Source organism: Geobacter sp. AOG2 (assembly GCF_019972295.1).
Taxonomy (GTDB): Bacteria; Desulfobacterota; Desulfuromonadia; order Geobacterales; family Pseudopelobacteraceae; genus Oryzomonas.
On record NZ_BLJA01000001.1, the window covers coordinates 2,960,015 to 2,978,243 of the forward strand.

Consider the following 18,229-nt stretch of genomic DNA (forward strand, 5'->3'; position numbering starts at 1 on the left):
GGTCTCTCCGGCGGGGTTTTTTCATTTTTCCCGGCTATTTACTGCTTGAACTTGTCATGCAGTTGTGCTTTAAATAACGCGGTTTGCCTGCCTGTCACCATATGATCATTTTACTCCCGGGGCGGTAGCGATGGCTGATGAGATAAGCGGTTTCCAAGGCGCCGTGGCGGGTCTTTCCCTCACGGACGTCATCCAGCTCAAGGGACACAACAAGTACACGGGCTGCATCACCGTCGAGTACGGCGAGCAAAAAGGCGCCATCTATTTTGTCGATGGCGAGATCATTCATGCCGAGCTGGGCGCGGAGATCGGTGAGGAGGCCATCTACCGGATCATCAAGTGGCCCGGCGGCGTCTTCGACATCCACCCTGAAATGACCTCCAACGTTTGCACGATCCATTATCGTACTGATTTCCTGCTGCTCGAGGCGCTTCGCCGTATGGATGAGGAAAATGCCGGAACGCCTGCGGCGAGCACCGCGGCGGCCCCGGCCGTGACGCCGCGGCGGACCATGAGCAAGCTGGCAGCGCGGCTTCAGGATATTCAGGCCGTGTCGTACGCGGTATTACTGGACAAGGAAGGCCGGCCGATCCAGGATAACAGTGTCGAGGCCGCGGCCCTGGCCGCCAAGGGGCTCTTCCTGGCCACCACCGGCAACCGCTTCGGTGAATTGATGGGTTTGGGGGATCTCAAGGCATCGGCCGTACAGACGAAGACGTATCACCTGCTGATGTACGACTCCAAACAACACTATCTCGGTATCGCCGTCAAACCGGAAGCCAATCTGGACAGCGTCGAAAGGGAAATCAAGGCGGTATTGATCCCCGGCAAGTAGTTTCCATCCGGAAACCTAAGTAGGAGACTGGCATCATGCAGGCAATCTTGCAGCATATAAACAGCGTTGAAGGTGTCATCGGCAGCGCGGTTTTCAGCGACAAGGGAGAGGTTCTGGCGCACGCTTTTCCGTCGTTGATCGATGTCCCGACCCTCAAAAAAGCCGCGGCCCTGACGCAGGAGGGCCTCTACGGGCTACAGATCGGGCAGACCCTCGATATCCTTGATCTGCGCTACGCCGAAGGTCGTATACTGGTTAAGGCCTTCCCCGGCGCCATGCTCTGTCTTCTGTGCGCCAAGAACATCAATCTCCAGGTCCTGTTCATTACCCTTAACCTTGCGGTCAAAAAACTGGAATCGCTTCTGCCGAAACCGGGAGTGCCTGCGGCCTCGGGGCAGCGGGCCGAGGTTCCCGCGGCTCAGGATGGCGCCGCCGGTACTCTCAGGCTGCGCGTCAGCCACTTGGCAAACAAGGAGGCCGGCAGCAGTTTCGACTCGCTCGGCATGATCGCCGTCAGTCAGCCGACGTCCAAATATATCACCGACTACTACAAGGCCCCGTTTAAAAAACTGAAGCTGGTCAACGAGGCTGTGGGTACGAGCGGGACATTTCCGGTCATGGTCATGAACGACATGAGCCAGCAGTACGACGGCGCGATCATTGTCGGACCGGGCATCGAAAAGAAGCTCAAGGTCGGCGAAGGGGACAGGATTGTGGTCGCGTTGGGCTAGACGCGGCTAAACAGCTTGGAAGACAACGGGGGGTGAGATTTCACCTCCCGTTTTTTATGCGCTACCGAGGAAGGGCGGATTCAAGACGAAGGAATTAAAATGCATGGGGGACACTAGGCTGCAAGCGGCACGGCCAACCCCAGCATACTGCGGTAGTAACTGTCATGTCGCGACGCTGACAAGATTTCTCTGATAGTCCTATCCACATATTTGCGTGACAGATAGAGCTGGTAGATATAGCCGGAGAGGCGGGTGTCGCCGATGATGATGTAGCCGTTGATCATGCCGTCCTGTAGGTAGACCCTGCGCCAGACGTCTCCCTGTTGCCAGGTCACCGCCTCGCCGGAAAAGTTTCCGGCCGATACAATGGGAAAGTCGATATGTTTTTTGAGCACGTTGGTATTAATTGATCCATTGAAGGTGCCGTCTCCGTGCAGCAGGTGCCGGGCCGCAATACGGGCCTGTTGCATGGCGTTGGGGTAGGTGGCGTAGATACCGGTCGCCCCGGTAACGGCGTGCCAGGTGACGGCCACATCCCCGGCGGTGTAGATGCCGGCCTCCGTCAGCATCTGCGGGTCGCCGGGCACCCCCTTGTCATCCCCCCGCAGCGGCTCGGAGTTGGGGGAAACGCCGATGGAGACAATCAACAAGGCGGTTTCCACCGTACTGCCGTCAGAGAGCTGCACCGACGCAAGTTGGCCATTATTGGCGACGATCTCGCTGACCGTGCTCTTCAGGCGGATGTGGATACCGGTCTTCTCCGCCAGTTTGCGAGTAGCGAATTGCCCTCCCTCTTCGTCGATCATCTGGGACAGTACGCGCGTGTTGCGATGCACCAGGGTGATATCCAGACCCCGGTGCCACAAGGCCAGAGCGGCATCGACGCCGATGAAACCGCCGCCGAAGACCACCGCCTTCCTGATATTGTGTTCCCTGATGTAGCTGTCGATGGCCACCATGTCGCTCAGGGTCTTGAAGCCGAACACGCCCTGCGTCTCCAGCCATTCCGGGCGGGGATACCAGCTGCGGGCGCCGGTGGCGTAGAACAGCCGGTCATAGGATTCGCTCCGTCCGGCGGCAGTTCTGACCACGTGTTGCTCCGCATCCACCTCGACCACCGGGTCGGAGAGGCGCGCCCCAACCCGGTAACGCTCGTAGAAATCCTTGCCCTTCCAGTAAACCGTGTCCAGCGGTTCTCCGGCAAGGTAGAAGGGGATCACGCAGGGAGAATAGGGGGCAAAACCTTCGTCACTGCACATGACGATCTCCCCCCCGAATCCGTCCAGCCTGAGCCGCTGGACGAACTCAGCCGCCGCCATGCCGGTTCCGACCGTCACCACCTTCATCACTCACCTCCCCGGCGTCGGGAGAACTCTTTTCTGCGCAGTTCCCTGAACAACTCAAGCTGGGCGGGAAGACCTTCAGCCCCCAACAGATAGGTGCGCAGGCTTTTAGAGGCCCGCTTGGAGCGGTTTGCGTCATAGTCGGTATATACCAAGGCGCCGGAATGGCAGGCCTCCACACAGGCCGGTTTCCCGCCGACCTTGACCCGCTCGTTGCACAGATCGCACTTGTAGGCCACATCCCGGCCATAGCAGGAACGGTGGGTCACCTTGAACGAGATGGCATCGAAGGGGCAGACCATGGCGCACATGGCGCACGCCTTGCACATGGCCGCGTCCAGCAGAATCGCGCCACTCTCGGCATCCCGGCTGATAGCGCCGGAGGGACAGGCGTTGAGGCAATCGGCCGGGTCGCAGTGACGGCACGACAGGGGGAATGACTCATGCTCGATCCCCAACACCCGCACATTGATCTGGGTCTTCCGGTCCCCCAGGGCCGCCGGCAGGCTGCGGGCGGGGTGATGCTCCACGGCGCAGGCGGTTTCGCAGGCCTTGCAGGCCAGGCACTTCTTGTAATCGACGAATATCCGTTTCATGGCTGGTTCTCCCTGGTCCCGATAAGCGGGCAGCGTATGTTAAGGACGTTATTTGCTGCAAAAAATGTCTTCGAACGTGTTCATCAATGTGCGTGGTGATGCCCGTGCACATGATTATGGTCGCTGCTACAGGTACAGGGCGGTGTGTTCAGGCGTGAGGCCAGAACGGTCACGGCGGTGGCGTAGGCGCTGTGACGATCATCCATGATCCTGGTTACATCGGGGTCAAGGGCTTGCAGTTGTACCTCGGCCGGCAACTCGATCACGGCGTCGAAGAGGGCATCCGGATTCTGGCCGCTCTCCTCTTTGAATTGCTGCAATCTGGTCGCCCCGCCTGCCGGGATCTTGTTCACCACGAGGTAGACCAGCGGGATGCCGCTCTGGCGGGCCAGGCTGGCCGAATGGCAGGCCACGCTCAGGGCGTTGAAGGAGGTGTCGGCCACCACCAGGCATTGGCCGAAGCCCTTGGCCAGTGCGCGGCCAAAATGCTCCACCCCGGCCTGGGTGTCCAGAAGGATGGCCTCGTTGCTGCGGAGCGCCAGATGCCGGATAGTGGCGTCCAGAAGGACGTTTTCCGCGCACAGGCAGCCACCGCCTGCCTGCCGTACCGTACCCATCACCAGCAGGTTGAGGTTCTCGGCTACCTTCAGGCCGAAACGGCTCACCACGTCCTCTACGTCGGGGTTCAGCTTGAACAATGCCCCCCAGCCGCTTCTGCCGGGGCGGATGCCGGTTTTTTCCTCGATATAGTCGGCATGCCGATTGAGCGGTACGATGTGGGCGGCGGCCTCGAATCCAACTCCCAAGGCTTGGGGCAGATTCATCTGCGGATCCTCGTCCACCGCCAGGACATTGATGCCATTTTTGGCCAGCACCGTTGCCAGGCAGGAAGTGAGGGTGGTCTTGCCCACCCCCCCCTTGCCGGTGATGACTACACGAGATCCTGATGATTGCGATTGACACATGCGGGCCCCCTTTCAGATACCCAGCGCGGCGCGCCGTTCCATGATGATCTGCTCCATGCGGTCGGCAGTTTTGCTCGGGTCCTCCTCGACGAAGAACCAGCCCCCCAGCACGTCCTTGGCATCCTCGGTGAGGATCTTGGTCACCTGCGGGCCCCCCAGGATCGGCGGCAGTGGCCACAGGTGCACCGGGATGCCGGAACCGACGAAATAGGTGCCGATGGCCACCGCTTTTTCCGTGGTCCACTCCGGAGCAGAACCGACCAGCGGCAGGTCGGAGATATCGATCTTGAGGTGGTCGGCAAGGGCGCCGGCCAGGTTGAGCATGCGGGAACAATCGACGCACGACCCCATATGCAGCACCGGCGGGATGCCCAACTGCTTGCAGACCGCCTTTAGCCCCGGGCCGGCCAGTTCCTGGGCCGGCAAATCCATCAGGCCCGCCTTGGCGGCGGCGATGGCCCAGCAGCCGGTGCCGATCACCAGGATGTCGCGTTTGATCAACTCGGTAGTCAGGGTCTTGTGGAAAAAATCCTGCTGCACCTTGACGTTGTTGCAGCCGACGATCCCCGCCACCCCCTTGATGGTGCCGTTCACGATCAGGTCGATCAGCGGTTGGGGCGTGCCGCCCAAGGCTTTGACGATCTCCTCTACCGTGAAGCCGACAATTGCGGTGGAACTGTGCTGGGGGATGTAGACCCGCGCCTTGTTGCGGTTGGGAAAGGCGTCGATGGCGGTTTTGATGATGCGGGTGGCGATGGCGTCGGCATGCTGTTCCTCGAACTGGATGTGCAGTGCACCGGGGATTTTGGCCTGCTCGCTGGTAGTGATGAACCTGGTGTGGAAACAGGAGGAGAGGTCGGCCAGGGCCGGGTAGATACACTGCACGTCCACCACCATGGCATCCACCGCCCCGGTCATGATCGCCAGTTCACTGTGGGATTCATTGCCCGCCATGCCGACTCCCTGGCGCAACAGCACCTCGTTGCCGGTACAGCACAACCCAACCACGTTAACCCGCTTGGCGCCCACCGCCTCGGCCGCTTTCCGGCATTCTTCCGATTGGGCCATTTCCACCACCTTGGCCGAGAGGATCGGTTCGTGGCCATGGACGATCACATTGACGCTCTCCTCTTCCAATACCCCCAAATTGGCTTTGACCGACTTGATGGTCGGCGTTCCCAGCAGGATGTCCTGCAGTTCGGTGGCGATCAGCGAACCGCCCCAGCCGTCGGACAGGGAGCAGCGCACCGATTGGGCCACCATGGAGAGCGGGTCGTGGTCGCATCCGAAGTGGGTACGGTGCAGGATATCCACCGCTTCGCGGTCGACGGCCCGCGGCAGGAAACCGGTTTTGGCGCCCGTGGATTCGTAGAGCGATTCTTCCAGATCTTTCAAGCGCTGGAAACGTTTCTTCGGCATGTACTTTTCCATGAAGACGATCGGCTCTTCGCCCTGGTTGCCGAAACAGTCGAGGGCCATGGCCGCCACCTCGGCCGCCACATCCGGCAGCGAACGGCCGCTGGTGGCGATGTCGAGCCGCCCGGCCACGGCCAGGAGTTTCTCCGGGTCGCTGATGCCATAATCGGTATTGCTGCCATCGGCCACGGCCTTGAGCAGCAAGGCAACCTTGCGGCCGTGGTCTGAGTGGGAGGAAGAGCCGACGGCAGCCATGCGGGCCAGGTTGCGGGCTACGATGGTGTCGGCACGCCATGGGTAGGTCCTTCTCCGAAGGGATCGATCCGGCAGGGCCCCATGGAGCAAATCCGGCAGCAGGTTCCCAGTTGGCCGTAGCTGCATTGGGGTTGTTGCTTTTCATAACGTTCCCAGATGGTGGCGTACCCTTCCCGGTCGGCGATCCGCAGCATCTCCACGGCCGCCGGATCGACGCTTCGCTTGTCATGACCATTGTGTGCCACGTCCATACATCCCCCTTAGAAAAAGCATTCTGATCAAGTATTTGCGCTCAGAATACGCCAGTCGTCGGGAGGCGAAACAGCGGGATCTTGCCGGAGGTATTCCGGGCTTGTGAAAGGCAGGAAACAGAGGGTGAATGGTAAACCAACCTATTTGAGGCCGATCTCCACCAGGAAGTCTTGCAGCTTGTCGCGGCTGACCGGCAGGCGCACTTCGCCCGACCCCACCTCGACGGAGCATTCATGGCGCTCGCGGTGTACCTTGCGAACCTTGGCGATATTGACCAGGTAGCTGCGATGGATACGGAAGAACATCTCGCCGGAAAGGCGTTTTTCGATGGCGCCCAGGGACATGTCGCAGTGATACTCGCCCGATTCCGTGCAGATCGAGGCATAGATGTTGTCCGCCTTGAGGAAGACAATCTCCTCCGGTTTCAGGAGGTGGATCTCTCCCCGCAGGGTTACCGGCAGCCTGATCAGCTTTCGCTCGGCCAGGATAAGGGGGGTGATGTCATAAAACAGGGCGCAGATCTTATCGTCGGCAGGCTCCCGCTCAGCGAGGGAAAAGAGTTTGACCACCAGGTAGCGGTCCTGACCCTCGGTGGAGATGATTTTCAGGGAGAGCGGGATATGCCGTCGGGCCTGATGGGCCAGACGCAATGTTTCGGCCACCTTTGTACGAACGTCCTCACGGTGCAGGCCGAGCAGGTCTCCCTCGAAGAGCCGCTCCCGGGGAACGTTCCCGAAAATCAGAAAGATCATGCTGCTGATGGAGGAAACGGTCAGGTCGCCGTTGAGGACTACAACGCCCGGTTCCATCTGCTCGATCATGCTGATGAGGGTGCGGCTCATGGATGCAATTCTCCTTTTACAGGCTGTTGTAAAGCTATTGCGGAGAGCCGTCTGCGGCGTTGTGCGGTACTCGCGACGTAGGCCTGGCTACTTGTTTTATGCCTCGGCCGCTCCGTTTCGGGCGCCTGGCGTCCGGCCCACCTCCGGACGTTTCTCAACAAACTGTTTATGCCGGGTTCTTTGCCTTGGGATGTGCCTTGTCGTAGACTTCCATCAGGCGGTCGATTCCGACGTGGGTGTATTTCTGGGTGGTGGAGAGGGATGCATGGCCCAAAAGCTCCTGGATCGACCTGAGGTCGGCCCCTCCCTCCAGCATGTGGGTGGCGAAGGTGTGCCGCAGGGTGTGGGGCGAGATATGCTTGAAGGCGGCGACCCTCAGAACGTGGGCATCCACGATGCGCGCCACGCTCCGGCGGTTGATGCGCTGGCCGCGGGTATTGAGGAAGAGCGCTCCGCTCCCGGCCGGTTCCCCGCGCTGGGCCAGATATTCCCGAACGGCAAGGGTTGCGCGGCTTCCCACCGGTACGATGCGCTCCTTGCCCCCCTTACCCATCACCCGCACCATGCCGCCGGCCAGATCGATATCGCCGATGTCCAGGCCGGTCAGCTCGGAAACGCGCAAACCGCTGGAATAGAGCAGCTCCAGGACGGCCCGATCCCGAAGGACGTACTTTTCGTCTGCCGTAGGCGCTTCCATCAGGGCGGTGGCCTGATCGATATCCAGGTGGAAGGGCAGACGTTGCTCCCTCTTGGGCGTGGCGGTCAATTCCGCCGGGTTTTTGTCGATTTCACCCCGACGCAGCAGGAAGCGGAAAAAAGTCCGCACAGCGGCAAGCTTCCGGCCGATGGAACTCTTCTTGGCTGTTTTGCCGAGCTGGGCCAGGTAGCGCCGCAGCAGCAGATGATCCACTTCCCCGGCGGAGACGCTATCGCCCCGTTCCTTGGCCGCAAAGGCCGCCAACTGTTCCAGATCGCGACGATAGGCTGAAAGGGTATGGGGCGAAACGTTGCGCTCCGTCTCCAGGTAGGTGCAAAAGGCGGCTATCTGTCCGGCAAAGGGTCTCACGATGCTCATTCGAAGGGGGGCAGGCCGCTCTTTATCTTCCAGCTCTTATGTTCGTCGATGTCGCGATAGACCCAATCCTGATGGTAGCTCTGGGTCTTGATGCGGTTGGAGGGAAGAACGTAATAGTCGAACTCGGCCATGACCTCGCCGGTCCCCTTGTCCGGCAGGCATTCGGAGGTCAGGATGCGGAAATCGGTGATGGTGACCTCACGCTTTTTGATGTCGGCGGCGGCTTTCATGAACCCGTCGCGCAACTCCGGTTCCACATAGATCATGCCGGCTCCCTCGATCTCATGCCAGCGCAGCAACTTGTTGTAGGCTTTCGTGCTTTTTTCGAACTCATCGCGGATGGTCGAATTCGGTACGCTGCATGCCGCCGTCATCAGGCAGCACATCAGGAGGAAGCCCCCTATGATCGTTCGTGTCATCGCTGTTCCCTTTCCCGTGCATGGATGTGATCGATCAATTCAAGGGCCAGTTCGCACTTGCCGAAGGGTGGGATCAGGTAGTAGCCTCCGGCGGCGGTGAAGGTGGCGTCGATGAATTCCTTGGCAATGGCCAGCCCTTCCCGTGCACCGGCCTCCTTTTCCAGCCCCTTCATGCGGGCGCGGATCGCGTCCGGCACGGTGATGCCCGGCACCTCGTTGTGCAGATACTCGGCATTGCGTTCGCTGACGAGCGGCATGACCCCCGGCAGGAGCGGGATGCCGCAATCGCGGGTCTGTTCAAGCGCCTCGAGGAACAGGGCAGGGTCGTAGACCGGCTGGGTCTGGGCAAAGCGGGCGCCGTTTGCCACCTTCTTGCGCAGCCGTTCGGCCTGGACCGCCATGTTCTTGGTGTTGGGATTGAAGGCTGCCCCGATGGTGAAGCCGGTCCCGCCGCCAATGGGATTGCCGATGGCGTTCACGCCGCGGTTCATGTCGGACAGCAGCTTGATCAGGGTGAAAGAGTGCAGGTCGAAGACCGAGGTGGCGCCGGCATGGTCCCCCATGGCGGCCGGGTCGCCGGTCACCGCCAGGATTGTGCGCAAGCCCAGGAGGCTGGCGCCCATCATGTCGGATTGCATCCCGATCAGGTTGCGGTCCCGGCCGGTGACGTGGATGATGACTTCGATGCCGACCTCGCGCCGTATGATACTGCCCAGGGCGATGTTCCCCATACGGGGGCGGGCCAGCGGGTTTTCGGCTAGGTTGATGGCATCGACCCCGGCCTCCTTAAGGCGTCTGCTGTTCTCCACGATCCGGCGACAGTCCATCCCCTTGGGTGGGTCCAACTCGACGGTGATGACCTTGCGGGTTCCCCACGGGTCCAGGAATGATGCTCCGCCGGGCCGGGCGCCTTCCTGCGGCCCGGCGGAGGCGCGGGAAGCGGCGGGAGTGCGCGGGGCAGGCGCCCGGCCCGCCAGGGTGCGGGCGAGGGAGGCGATGTGTTCCGGTGTGGTCCCGCAGCAGCCGCCGATCAGGTTGGCCCCGGCGGCGGCCATCTCTTCAGCCATGGCGGCGAAATAATCGGGGGTGGCGCGGTAGATGTAGCGCCCCTCGTGGTACTCGGGAAAGCCGCTGTTGGCATAGGCGGAGATCGGTTTTGCGGTCAGGGCCGCCAACCGGCGCACGACCTTGACCAGTTCCAGGGGACCGGCGCCGCAGTTGGCGCCCAGCATATCCGCTCCGGCCGCTTCCACGGCGGTACAGAAGGACTCTACCGTCGTGCCGTCTCCGCTCCGCCCCCCCTCCATGAAGGCCATGGAGGAGCAGACCGGCAGGCCGGTTTCACGGGCCGCCCGCGTCGCGGCGACCAACTGTTCCAGCGAGGCAAAGGTCTCCAGCAGGAGCAGGTCCACCCCCCCCTCGGCCAGAGCGGCGCACTGCATCCGGAAATGGTCTTCCATGACGTCGGCGGTCAACACCTGCTCTTCGCCCTTCATGCGCACCAGGGGGCCCACCGAGCCGGCCACCAGCACGGTCTTCCCTGCCGCCTCGCGGGCGATGCGGGCTCCGGCCCGGTTGATCTCGCCGACCTTGTGCCCCAATCCGATGGCCGACAGTTTGGTGTAGTTGGCGCCGAAGGTATTGGTCTCGATCACCTGGGCCCCGGCGGCGGCGTATTCGCGAGCCAACTCCAGGACCAGCGCCGGGCGCACAAGGTTCAAGTGCTCGAAATTGCTGTCGAGCCCGATCCCCTTTGCGTAGAGCATGGTGCCGACGGCCCCGTCTCCGGTAAGGATCTCGGTTTTCAGTCTGTCGAGGATATTCATGGCCGGCTTTTCTGGGCTGCGCAGGCTGATATGTATCTGCTGTTGCCCGAATCGTTATAAAAGAGTAGTATATAAATTTTGAATGCGAATCTGTGACGTTACCCGGTTCAGGAACGGAGTTTCTTCATGCATACCGTAATCCAGTGGCTTCTCGATACCATCGGCTCCATGGGCTATCCCGGCATCTTTCTGCTGATGGCCATGGAAAGTTCGGTGATTCCGGTGCCGAGCGAACTGGTCATGCCGCCGGCCGGCTACCTGGCTTTCCAGGGGAGCATGAACCTGGGGGTTGCCATTCTGTGCGGTACCTTGGGAAGCCTTGTGGGCGCCTATGCCAATTATCTGGTTTCCCATTACCTGGGACGGCCGCTGGTCGTCAAATATGGCAAATACGTTCTGATTACGCCGGAGAAGTTTGAAAAGGTGGAACGGTTCTTTTTGCGGCACGGCGAGATATCGACCTTCATCGGCCGGCTTTTGCCGGTGGTCCGGCACCTGATTTCCATTCCGGCCGGATTGTCCGGCATGAACCATCTCAAGTTCTCGTTCTACACCCTGGCGGGGGCGGGCGTCTGGTGCAGCATACTGGCCGGCATCGGCTATTTCATCGGCGAGAACCAACAGTTGATCTTGCAGTATTCCCACAAGGCCCTGGCCTGGGTCGTGCTGGCGAGTGCCGTCATAATCGCCATCTATATCAAGGTGCAGCGCCGTCGGCAGAACGATAGCCGCACGCCTATTAAAGCGCAAAGAGCCGCATAACGCAAAAGGATTTTTGGAGGAGTCAGCATGCAGATGAAGCGCTCGGGGCGCATCCATTACCTGGCCGTCGATTTCGATGGCGCGGACCGGTCCGTCCAGGGCTTTACCACCCGGCACGAAGGGGTGTCGCGTCCCCCATACAACTCGCTCAATCTGGGGCTTAACACCCTGGATCAGGGATTTAACGTCGAGGGGAACCGCAGCCTCCTCGCGCGCGCCTTCGGCGTCAATCAGGAGGCCCTGGTCAGCGTGCGGCAGGTGCACGGCAGCGACATCCTGGTAATCGACGAACCCAACGAGGATTACAGCCATTTTTCCAGTGTTGAGAGCGACGCCATCATAACCAACCAGCCCGGCGTCATGATCGGCATCTGCGTGGCGGACTGCCTGCCGATCCTGCTCTGCGACCCGGCGCGGGGCGTGGTGGCCGCAGTCCATGCCGGCTGGCAGGGAACCGCCGCCAAGGTGGTTGCCAAAACAGTCGCCGGGATGAAATCGCTCTTCGGCTGCGAGCCAAAGGAGTTGCAGGCCGCCATCGGACCCGGTATCGGAAAGTGTTGCTATGAAGTCGATGCTCCGGTCCGGCAGGCCTTTCTCCAGAACGGGTTGCCCTGGGAATCGTTTACGGAAGCTCACGGCGAGGGCAAGTGGCGGCTCGACATGGCCGCCGCCAACCGGGACCTGCTGCTGACCGCCGGCGTGCCGGCCTCCGCGATACAGGTTTCCGACCTGTGCGTCTGCTGCCGGAAGGACCTGTTCTTCTCCTATCGGAGGGATAACGGCGATACCGGCCGGCAGATGGGCTTCATCATGCTGAAACCGTAGGTGCTTGAACCAAGTGGCTACGACGATCATAAGGGAAACACCCGCCATGCAGGCGGCGAAGACCGTGCAGGCACAAAGGAGATCATGGATGAAATTCGGAATAATCGGATGTTTCTTGCTGCTCATGATGCTGTTGCCTGCCGGGTGCGGAAATTTGTCGGAGCCGATGAGTTTTACCTTTGCGAGCCAGACGGATGTCCCGAAAAACACCTATATCCTATCCAACAAGGTCCAGATCCTGGGCAACCAGTTTCCGGCCAGCCTGTCTATCACGAATGGCGAATATTCCATAGATGGTGGGTCGTTCTCCTCTAACACTTCCAATGTCACCATCAAGATAGGGCAATACCTGCAGGTGAGGCAAAAATCGTCGAGTGACTCTTCGGCATCAAAGGTTACGACGGTTACGGTCGGCGGCTACACTACGACCTTTACCACCACCACGGGAACAACTGACGGTTCCGTGACCCTTGGAACGGTAACGGTTTCCAGTTTGTCGGCAACGTCAGGCACGGGCAGCGATAACACGAAAGTAGCTGTTAATATTTATGCCACAATTACCAGTACGGCCACCGACACAAGGAACATTCTGGTGACCTGCCAGCCCGTCTTGAACACAGGTGGGCTCGGGAGCCAGTTCATGACCGATTCCTCTTCGCCCGTAGTGGTCGATTATTCGGGAACCCAGGCCACTGTTCCGGTCGCCAGCGGCGAGATGCTCAAGACGGATTTCGAAAATATTTCATTCTGGAAGATCGTTGCGGTTACCAACCCCTGATCGGCGCTGCCCCGGTTCCCCGGAACCGGGGCGGTGAAGGGAGTTTCCTGCCCCCATGCTTGCCAAGGTCCTAAGCAGCGCCCTCATTGGAATCGACGCCATCCTGGTGGACGTGGAGGTTGATCTCGCCCCCGGCCTTCCCTCGTTTGCCACGGTCGGGCTGCCCGATGGCGCCGTCAAGGAGAGCAAGGACCGGGTCAAGGCGGCTCTGAAGAACTCGGGCTATGACTTCCCGGCCCGGCGCATCACCGCCAACCTGGCGCCGGCCGATATCAAGAAGGAGGGGGCGGCCTTCGACCTCCCCATCTCCATCGGCATCCTGGCCGCAACCGGCGTACTCAAGGGGGGGCGGCTACGGGACTACATCCTGCTGGGCGAACTTTCCCTGGACGGCGGCCTCAAGGCGGTTCGGGGCGCGCTCTCCATCGCGGTCGCCGCCAAGCGGGCCGGGCTGGCGGGCATCATCCTCCCGGCCGAGAACGCACCCGAAGCCGCGGTGGTGGAAGGGATCGACATCATCGGCGCCACCAGCCTGTCACAGGTGGTTGAATTCTTGAGCGGTCGGGAGGGCATCGACCCGTGCCGGATCGATCTGCAGGAACTCTTCAGCAGCGGCTGCGACTATGGCGAGGATTTCAGCGAGGTCAAAGGGCAGGAACACGCCAAGCGCGCCCTGGAGGTGGCTGCCAGCGGCGGGCACAACATCCTGATGATCGGCCCACCCGGTTCCGGCAAGACCATGCTGGCCCGGCGCATACCGACCATCCTGCCGCGCATGTCCTTCGAGGAGGCCATCGAAACCACCAAGGTCTTCAGCATCAGCGGGCTGCTGGAAAACGGCCGGGCGCTCATGGCCGTGCGGCCGTTCCGCAGCCCCCACCACACCATTTCCGATGTGGGGTTGATCGGAGGGGGCACGACCCCGAAACCGGGCGAGGTCTCCCTGGCCCACAACGGCGTCCTGTTCCTGGACGAATTGCCCGAATTTAAAAAGAATGTCCTGGAGGTGCTGCGCCAGCCGCTAGAGGATGGCCGCGTCACTATCTCGCGTTCGCTCCTGACCCTCACCTACCCGTCGCGAATGATGCTGGTGGCGGCCATGAACCCCTGTCCCTGCGGCTATCTCGCCGATCCCACCCACCCCTGTGTCTGCACCCCCATCGGTATTCACCGTTACCGCTCGCGTATCTCCGGCCCGCTCCTGGACCGGATCGATATCCATATCGAGGTACCGGCGGTCACCTATCGCGACCTGTCCGACCGGGGGGAGGCGGAGAGCTCCCTGGAGATCGCCCGCCGCGTGGGAAACTCCCGCCGGCTGCAGCTTGAGCGCTACCGCGGCACGAAAATCCACTGCAACGCCCAGATGCCGCCCCGCTTCATCAAGAAATATTGCGAACTGGACACCGCCGGCAACCGCATGCTGGAATTGGTCACCGACCGCCTGGGCTTCTCGGCCCGCACCTACAACCGTATTCTCAAGGTCGCCCGCACCATAGCCGACCTGGGGGGAAGCGAACACATCCTCGAAGAGCATATTGCCGAGGCGATCCAGTACCGCAGCCTGGACCGGAGGGCTCCCTAAACGAAAAATTTATATATCTTGACAGGTTTGACCAAATTTCAACATAATTACCAAAACCGGTTTTACAGGATTTTCTGTCGCATAAAGGAGATTTATCGAATGAAGTTGAGCATGGGCAGTAATCTCTCTACCGGACATCAGAAAAAAGCCGCCAGAGGACCCTCTCTTTATATTTTTATCTGCCTTTCCCTTTTGGCTTTCGCTCCCATCGTCGTTCAGGCAACCACCACCCCACGGGTAGCCGCCGGCGCCGCTCATGTTATTGCGCTGAAAAGCAACGGCAGTGTCTGGTCCTGGGGCAACAATATGATGGGGCAGCTAGGCGTCGGCAGTACTACGGACGAACTTTCCCCACGAGCAGTCAGCGCCACATTCGGGACCCTCTCCAGCGCCACTGCCGTTGCTGCCGGAGAGACTCACAGCATGGCTCTCAAGAGCAATACCACCATGGTGGCGTGGGGCAATTATACCAGCGGGCAGTTGGGCAATTCCACCATCACCGCAATTCAGGCCACGCCGGTATCAGTGGTGGACAGTTCCGAAACCGCGATCTCCAACGCCACCGCCATTTCCGCCGGCTCTGACCACAGTGTCGCCATCGTCGGCGGTACGGTGTACACTTGGGGAGACAATTTTTATGGTCAATTGGGGTCCAGCACCAATGTGGGTACCCATACTGCAAATAGCATCCCGACGGCGGTGGCCATAACCGGTAGCCCGACCATCACGGCCGTCGCCGCCGGTTCGGATTTTACCCTGGCGCTCGACAGCAGCGGCAATGTGTGGGCCTGGGGCCATAATAACTATGGCCAACTAGGGAACAGTTCGACAACCAACAGTTCCACACCGGTGCAAGTAACCTCTCTTTCCAATGTTACGGCCATTGCCGCCGGATGGGGGCATGCCTTGGCCGTGAAGAACGACGGTACGGTCTGGGCGTGGGGTTGGAATTTTTCGGGGCAGTTGGGGAACAGCACCAATTTTGGCATTGATACTGCCAATTCCGTCGCGGTACAGGTAGCCGGCCTTTCCGGCGTGAAGGCCGTTGCTGCCGGGCGTGCCCACAGCATGGCCCTCACAAGTAGCGGCACGGTCTACGCGTGGGGTGGCGGGGCAGCAGGACAGTTGGGATTAGGGAGTGGCGTCGACCAAACCACTACCCCGCAACAAGTAACGGCCACAAGCTTTACCGGCGTGAGCGCCATTTCCGCCGGCGAGTTTTTCTCCGTCGCCATTGATGGCAGCGGCAATGTCTGGACCTGGGGGGAGAACGGAAGCGGCCAGCTTGGCAACGGCGGTCCAATTGGAGTTAATGTGTACGCACCGGCAAGCATAAGTTTCAGCCTCGGCAGCACCAGCACCCTCCTTGGCGACATGAACAGCAGCGGTAAGATAACGGCTGCCGATGCCCTGTTGGCGCTTCAGTATTCCGTGGGGATCAACACCTTGAGCCTGACCAGCGCCGAAGCCCTCGCGCGGGGTGATGTGAACAGCAGCGGCAAGGTGACGGCTGCCGACGCTTTGCTGATCCTGCAAAAGTCCGTCGGCATCAATTCCTATTAGCGGTTTCATGACAGATTACTACTAGCTTGGAGGTAGGCGATAATATGAAAAAAGCTGTTGTATTTACCCTGTTGGCACTCTTGACGTTTGCTCTGTACGGCTGCGGCAGCGGTGATTTCTCGTCAGGCACAACCGTCAGCGGAATGGGAGCGAAGGGTCCGGTCAGTGGAGGGAAGGTAGCTATCTTCAGCGTGACGACGTCAGCCCATATCGGCAAGCAGCTCGCCACGGGAACCACATCCGCGAGCGGAGCTTTCTCGGCCGATCTTGGCGGCTATACCGGCGCCATATTCGCGACCATGTCCGGTTCCAGCGCCTCTTATACCGATGAGGCGACGAATACGACACAGACGCTTGGGTCAACGAGGCTGCATGCCGCAGCGGTCGTTGCCACGCCGGGGCCGTTCAATCTCGCCATCACACCTTTTACGGAACTTGCCTATCAAAAGGCCGCCACATTGAAGCCGGCTGATATCACCACCGCCAACACGCTCATCAGCAACCAGTTCCTGGCGGGTAGCGACATTATCTCCACCCTGCCGGCGAATATTCAGAGCACGGCCCCGGCGGTGACCGATCCCGACAAGATCAAATACAGCCTTGCCCTGGCGACATTTTCCCAACTGATCAGCGGCGGCACGTCCATTGATGACGGTATAGCCCAACTGAGTGCAGCCATTACGGATGGCACGGTCTCTTCCGTCTGGAGTTCGGCGGTCGGCAGCCTTGCATCCAATACGACATTTACTACGAATTTCCAGTCGGGGCTTTTAACCGCTCCGGTCAGCATCGTCTTCTCCTCGCCCACCTATTCGGCGATCATCAACCAGGCGGTAACCATAACCGCAAATGTCACCAAATTCGACGGGACGGCCGTCCCTGCCGGCACCAAGGTTACCTTCACCTCCAGCGGCGGTAGCCTCGGCACTCCCACCACCACAACCGATGCCAGCGGCAATGCAACCGTTGTCCTGACCCCTTCCGCGGTCGGGACAGTGAAGGTCACTGCCACCGCCTCCGCTTCCGGCGTTACCGTAACCACCAAGACAGCGGCCGTGGTGTCGGTCGTCCGCGATCCCAATGATCCCGGCTCGGTTACGCTTGCCTCATCGTCTTCTACGGCTCAGGTCGGTCAAAGCGTGACCCTGTCCGCCACGGTCGGTGTGGCAGGCGGCGGACCCAACAATGTGACCCCCGGCAGTGCACCGAATCCCGCTGCGACCGTAACCTTCAAAATCACCAGCGGCACGGGCACCTTGAGCTCCGTCACGGCCACCACCGATACCAGTGGCGTTGCCACCGTCACCTTGACCAGCGCCACCGCCAACACGGTCACAGTTACCGCCTCCGCCGGCACCGATCCGGTTGTCACGAGCAGTCCGGTGACAGTAACTTTCACCCCCGACCCGACAGTGCCGGCCACGATCACGGTCAGCGCCTCGCCGTCCAGTGTCCCGGCCGACGGCAACACGACATCTACCATCACTGCAAATGTGAAGAATTTTGCCGGGACGGTGCTTTCGGGCCAGACGGTTTCATTTTCCACGACCGGTGGCACCTTAAGTGCGACTTCAGCCACCACCGACGGCAGCGGCAATGCAACGGTGACCCTGACCGGTACAGCCACCGGCTCAGTGACCGTTACCGCCACGGCAGGCGGCAAGAGCGGCAGCACCCAGGTGACCTTTACCACCCGTCCGACCAAGGCGGTCGTCATCCTCAGCACCAGCGGAACCTTTACCTCGGGCACGGCCATCGGCACAATCAACTGCGATGTGACATTCCCGAATGCCAAGGGATTGACTCTGAGTACTGCCGTATTATCCGGGGGGACCACGAGCGTCAGCCCCACCCCGACATTGGTGTCCAATGTGGCCACTGCCGGGGACTTGTCGCTCGCCCTGCAGGCAAATCTTTCAGGAAGCACCACGGTAGGTTTCCCGCTTGGCCAATTTGCAACGGTAACCTTTACCATACCATCGGGTACCACGCTGCCGGTGACGGGCGACTTTGCCGTTGCGTCGGGCAGTGAGGTCACCAATACCTCGGGGAGTGTACAGTCGGGCATCAGTGTCAACATCCTGAGTGTGACCTTCCAGTAACGCCATACGAACCCAGCCTGCGACAAAAGGGCAGCCATAAACGGTTGCCCTTTTGTCCC

The 18,229-nt window shown here is 60.6% G+C and carries 15 protein-coding genes and 1 pseudogene; 8 read left to right on the top strand and 8 right to left on the bottom strand.

Annotation, left to right across the window (positions count from 1 at the left end):
- Positions 1-130: 130 nt before the first annotated feature.
- Together LDN12_RS13575 and LDN12_RS13580 are read left to right on the top strand one after the other, a co-directional pair.
- Positions 131-835: a DUF4388 domain-containing protein gene (locus LDN12_RS13575; protein ID WP_223923194.1), complete on the top strand. Its 705-nt coding sequence runs from the start codon at positions 131-133 to the stop codon at positions 833-835.
- Positions 836-870: 35 nt separating this feature from the next.
- Complete coding sequence (locus LDN12_RS13580; protein WP_223923195.1) at positions 871-1,566, top strand: roadblock/LC7 domain-containing protein; 696 nt, start codon at positions 871-873, stop codon at positions 1,564-1,566.
- A gap of 113 nt (positions 1,567-1,679) precedes the next feature.
- On the opposite strand, the gene LDN12_RS13585 is transcribed toward LDN12_RS13580, so the two are convergent.
- The 8 genes and pseudogenes from LDN12_RS13585 to LDN12_RS13625 all read right to left on the bottom strand — a co-directional run bounded on the left by LDN12_RS13585 (position 1,680) and on the right by LDN12_RS13625 (position 10,555).
- Positions 1,680-2,912 (bottom strand): NAD(P)/FAD-dependent oxidoreductase, encoded by a 1,233-nt coding sequence (locus tag LDN12_RS13585; protein WP_223923196.1) that lies wholly within the window; start codon positions 2,910-2,912, stop codon positions 1,680-1,682.
- Positions 2,912-3,505 (bottom strand): 4Fe-4S dicluster domain-containing protein, encoded by a 594-nt coding sequence (locus LDN12_RS13590; RefSeq protein ID WP_223923197.1) that lies wholly within the window; start codon positions 3,503-3,505, stop codon positions 2,912-2,914. Before LDN12_RS13590 ends, LDN12_RS13585 begins: the two co-directional genes overlap by 1 nt.
- An 83-nt stretch (positions 3,506-3,588) precedes the next feature.
- Positions 3,589-4,470 carry an AAA family ATPase gene (locus LDN12_RS13595; protein WP_223923198.1) on the bottom strand — a complete coding sequence of 294 codons (882 nt, stop codon included), beginning with the start codon at positions 4,468-4,470 and terminating at the stop codon, positions 3,589-3,591.
- Between the two features lie 12 nt (positions 4,471-4,482).
- Positions 4,483-6,392 (bottom strand): annotated as a pseudogene (gene cooS / locus LDN12_RS13600) (anaerobic carbon-monoxide dehydrogenase catalytic subunit).
- Positions 6,393-6,533: 141 nt separating this feature from the next.
- Positions 6,534-7,235 carry a LytTR family DNA-binding domain-containing protein gene (locus LDN12_RS13610; protein ID WP_223923201.1) on the bottom strand — a complete coding sequence of 234 codons (702 nt, stop codon included), beginning with the start codon at positions 7,233-7,235 and terminating at the stop codon, positions 6,534-6,536.
- A 166-nt stretch (positions 7,236-7,401) separates the two neighbouring features.
- Complete coding sequence (gene xerC / locus LDN12_RS13615) at positions 7,402-8,310, bottom strand: tyrosine recombinase XerC (protein ID WP_223923202.1); 909 nt, start codon at positions 8,308-8,310, stop codon at positions 7,402-7,404.
- Positions 8,307-8,729: a hypothetical protein gene (locus LDN12_RS13620; RefSeq protein WP_223923203.1), complete on the bottom strand. Its 423-nt coding sequence runs from the start codon at positions 8,727-8,729 to the stop codon at positions 8,307-8,309. The genes xerC and LDN12_RS13620 overlap by 4 nt, the downstream gene beginning before the upstream one ends.
- Positions 8,726-10,555 (bottom strand): bifunctional homocysteine S-methyltransferase/methylenetetrahydrofolate reductase, encoded by a 1,830-nt coding sequence (locus tag LDN12_RS13625; RefSeq protein ID WP_223923204.1) that lies wholly within the window; start codon positions 10,553-10,555, stop codon positions 8,726-8,728. Before LDN12_RS13625 ends, LDN12_RS13620 begins: the two co-directional genes overlap by 4 nt.
- 126 nt (positions 10,556-10,681) lie before the next feature.
- Here LDN12_RS13625 and LDN12_RS13630 point away from each other — a divergent pair, with 126 nt between their 5' ends.
- The 6 genes from LDN12_RS13630 to LDN12_RS13655 all read left to right on the top strand — a co-directional run bounded on the left by LDN12_RS13630 (position 10,682) and on the right by LDN12_RS13655 (position 18,170).
- Entirely contained in the window at positions 10,682-11,317 is a 636-nt protein-coding gene (locus LDN12_RS13630; RefSeq protein ID WP_223923205.1) for a DedA family protein, read from the top strand.
- Between the two features lie 27 nt (positions 11,318-11,344).
- Positions 11,345-12,142: a peptidoglycan editing factor PgeF gene (gene pgeF / locus LDN12_RS13635; protein WP_223923206.1), complete on the top strand. Its 798-nt coding sequence runs from the start codon at positions 11,345-11,347 to the stop codon at positions 12,140-12,142.
- Between the two features lie 88 nt (positions 12,143-12,230).
- On the top strand, positions 12,231-12,920 hold the full coding sequence (locus LDN12_RS13640; RefSeq protein WP_223923207.1) for a hypothetical protein: 690 nt from the start codon (positions 12,231-12,233) through the stop codon (positions 12,918-12,920).
- A gap of 55 nt (positions 12,921-12,975) precedes the next feature.
- Entirely contained in the window at positions 12,976-14,505 is a 1,530-nt protein-coding gene (locus LDN12_RS13645) for a YifB family Mg chelatase-like AAA ATPase (RefSeq protein ID WP_223923208.1), read from the top strand.
- Between the two features lie 99 nt (positions 14,506-14,604).
- Positions 14,605-16,068 (top strand): dockerin type I domain-containing protein, encoded by a 1,464-nt coding sequence (locus LDN12_RS13650; protein ID WP_223923209.1) that lies wholly within the window; start codon positions 14,605-14,607, stop codon positions 16,066-16,068.
- A gap of 44 nt (positions 16,069-16,112) precedes the next feature.
- Positions 16,113-18,170, top strand: a complete 2,058-nt coding sequence (locus tag LDN12_RS13655; RefSeq protein ID WP_223923210.1) for an Ig-like domain-containing protein — start codon at positions 16,113-16,115, stop codon at positions 18,168-18,170.
- Positions 18,171-18,229: the final 59 nt, after the last annotated feature.

Bases quoted from the DNA above. Each gene is read 5' to 3' on its own strand.
- LDN12_RS13575 (WP_223923194.1), top strand. From the start codon at position 131: ATGGCTGATGAGATAAGCGGTTTCCAAGGCGCCGTGGCGGGTCTTTCC.
- LDN12_RS13580 (WP_223923195.1), top strand. From the start codon at position 871: ATGCAGGCAATCTTGCAGCATATAAACAGCGTTGAAGGTGTCATCGGC.
- LDN12_RS13585 (WP_223923196.1), bottom strand. From the start codon at position 2,912: ATGAAGGTGGTGACGGTCGGAACCGGCATGGCGGCGGCTGAGTTCGTC.
- LDN12_RS13590 (WP_223923197.1), bottom strand. From the start codon at position 3,505: ATGAAACGGATATTCGTCGATTACAAGAAGTGCCTGGCCTGCAAGGCC.
- LDN12_RS13595 (WP_223923198.1), bottom strand. From the start codon at position 4,470: ATGTGTCAATCGCAATCATCAGGATCTCGTGTAGTCATCACCGGCAAG.
- LDN12_RS13610 (WP_223923201.1), bottom strand. From the start codon at position 7,235: ATGAGCCGCACCCTCATCAGCATGATCGAGCAGATGGAACCGGGCGTT.
- xerC (WP_223923202.1), bottom strand. From the start codon at position 8,310: ATGAGCATCGTGAGACCCTTTGCCGGACAGATAGCCGCCTTTTGCACC.
- LDN12_RS13620 (WP_223923203.1), bottom strand. From the start codon at position 8,729: ATGACACGAACGATCATAGGGGGCTTCCTCCTGATGTGCTGCCTGATG.
- LDN12_RS13625 (WP_223923204.1), bottom strand. From the start codon at position 10,555: ATGAATATCCTCGACAGACTGAAAACCGAGATCCTTACCGGAGACGGG.
- LDN12_RS13630 (WP_223923205.1), top strand. From the start codon at position 10,682: ATGCATACCGTAATCCAGTGGCTTCTCGATACCATCGGCTCCATGGGC.
- pgeF (WP_223923206.1), top strand. From the start codon at position 11,345: ATGCAGATGAAGCGCTCGGGGCGCATCCATTACCTGGCCGTCGATTTC.
- LDN12_RS13640 (WP_223923207.1), top strand. From the start codon at position 12,231: ATGAAATTCGGAATAATCGGATGTTTCTTGCTGCTCATGATGCTGTTG.
- LDN12_RS13645 (WP_223923208.1), top strand. From the start codon at position 12,976: ATGCTTGCCAAGGTCCTAAGCAGCGCCCTCATTGGAATCGACGCCATC.
- LDN12_RS13650 (WP_223923209.1), top strand. From the start codon at position 14,605: ATGAAGTTGAGCATGGGCAGTAATCTCTCTACCGGACATCAGAAAAAA.
- LDN12_RS13655 (WP_223923210.1), top strand. From the start codon at position 16,113: ATGAAAAAAGCTGTTGTATTTACCCTGTTGGCACTCTTGACGTTTGCT.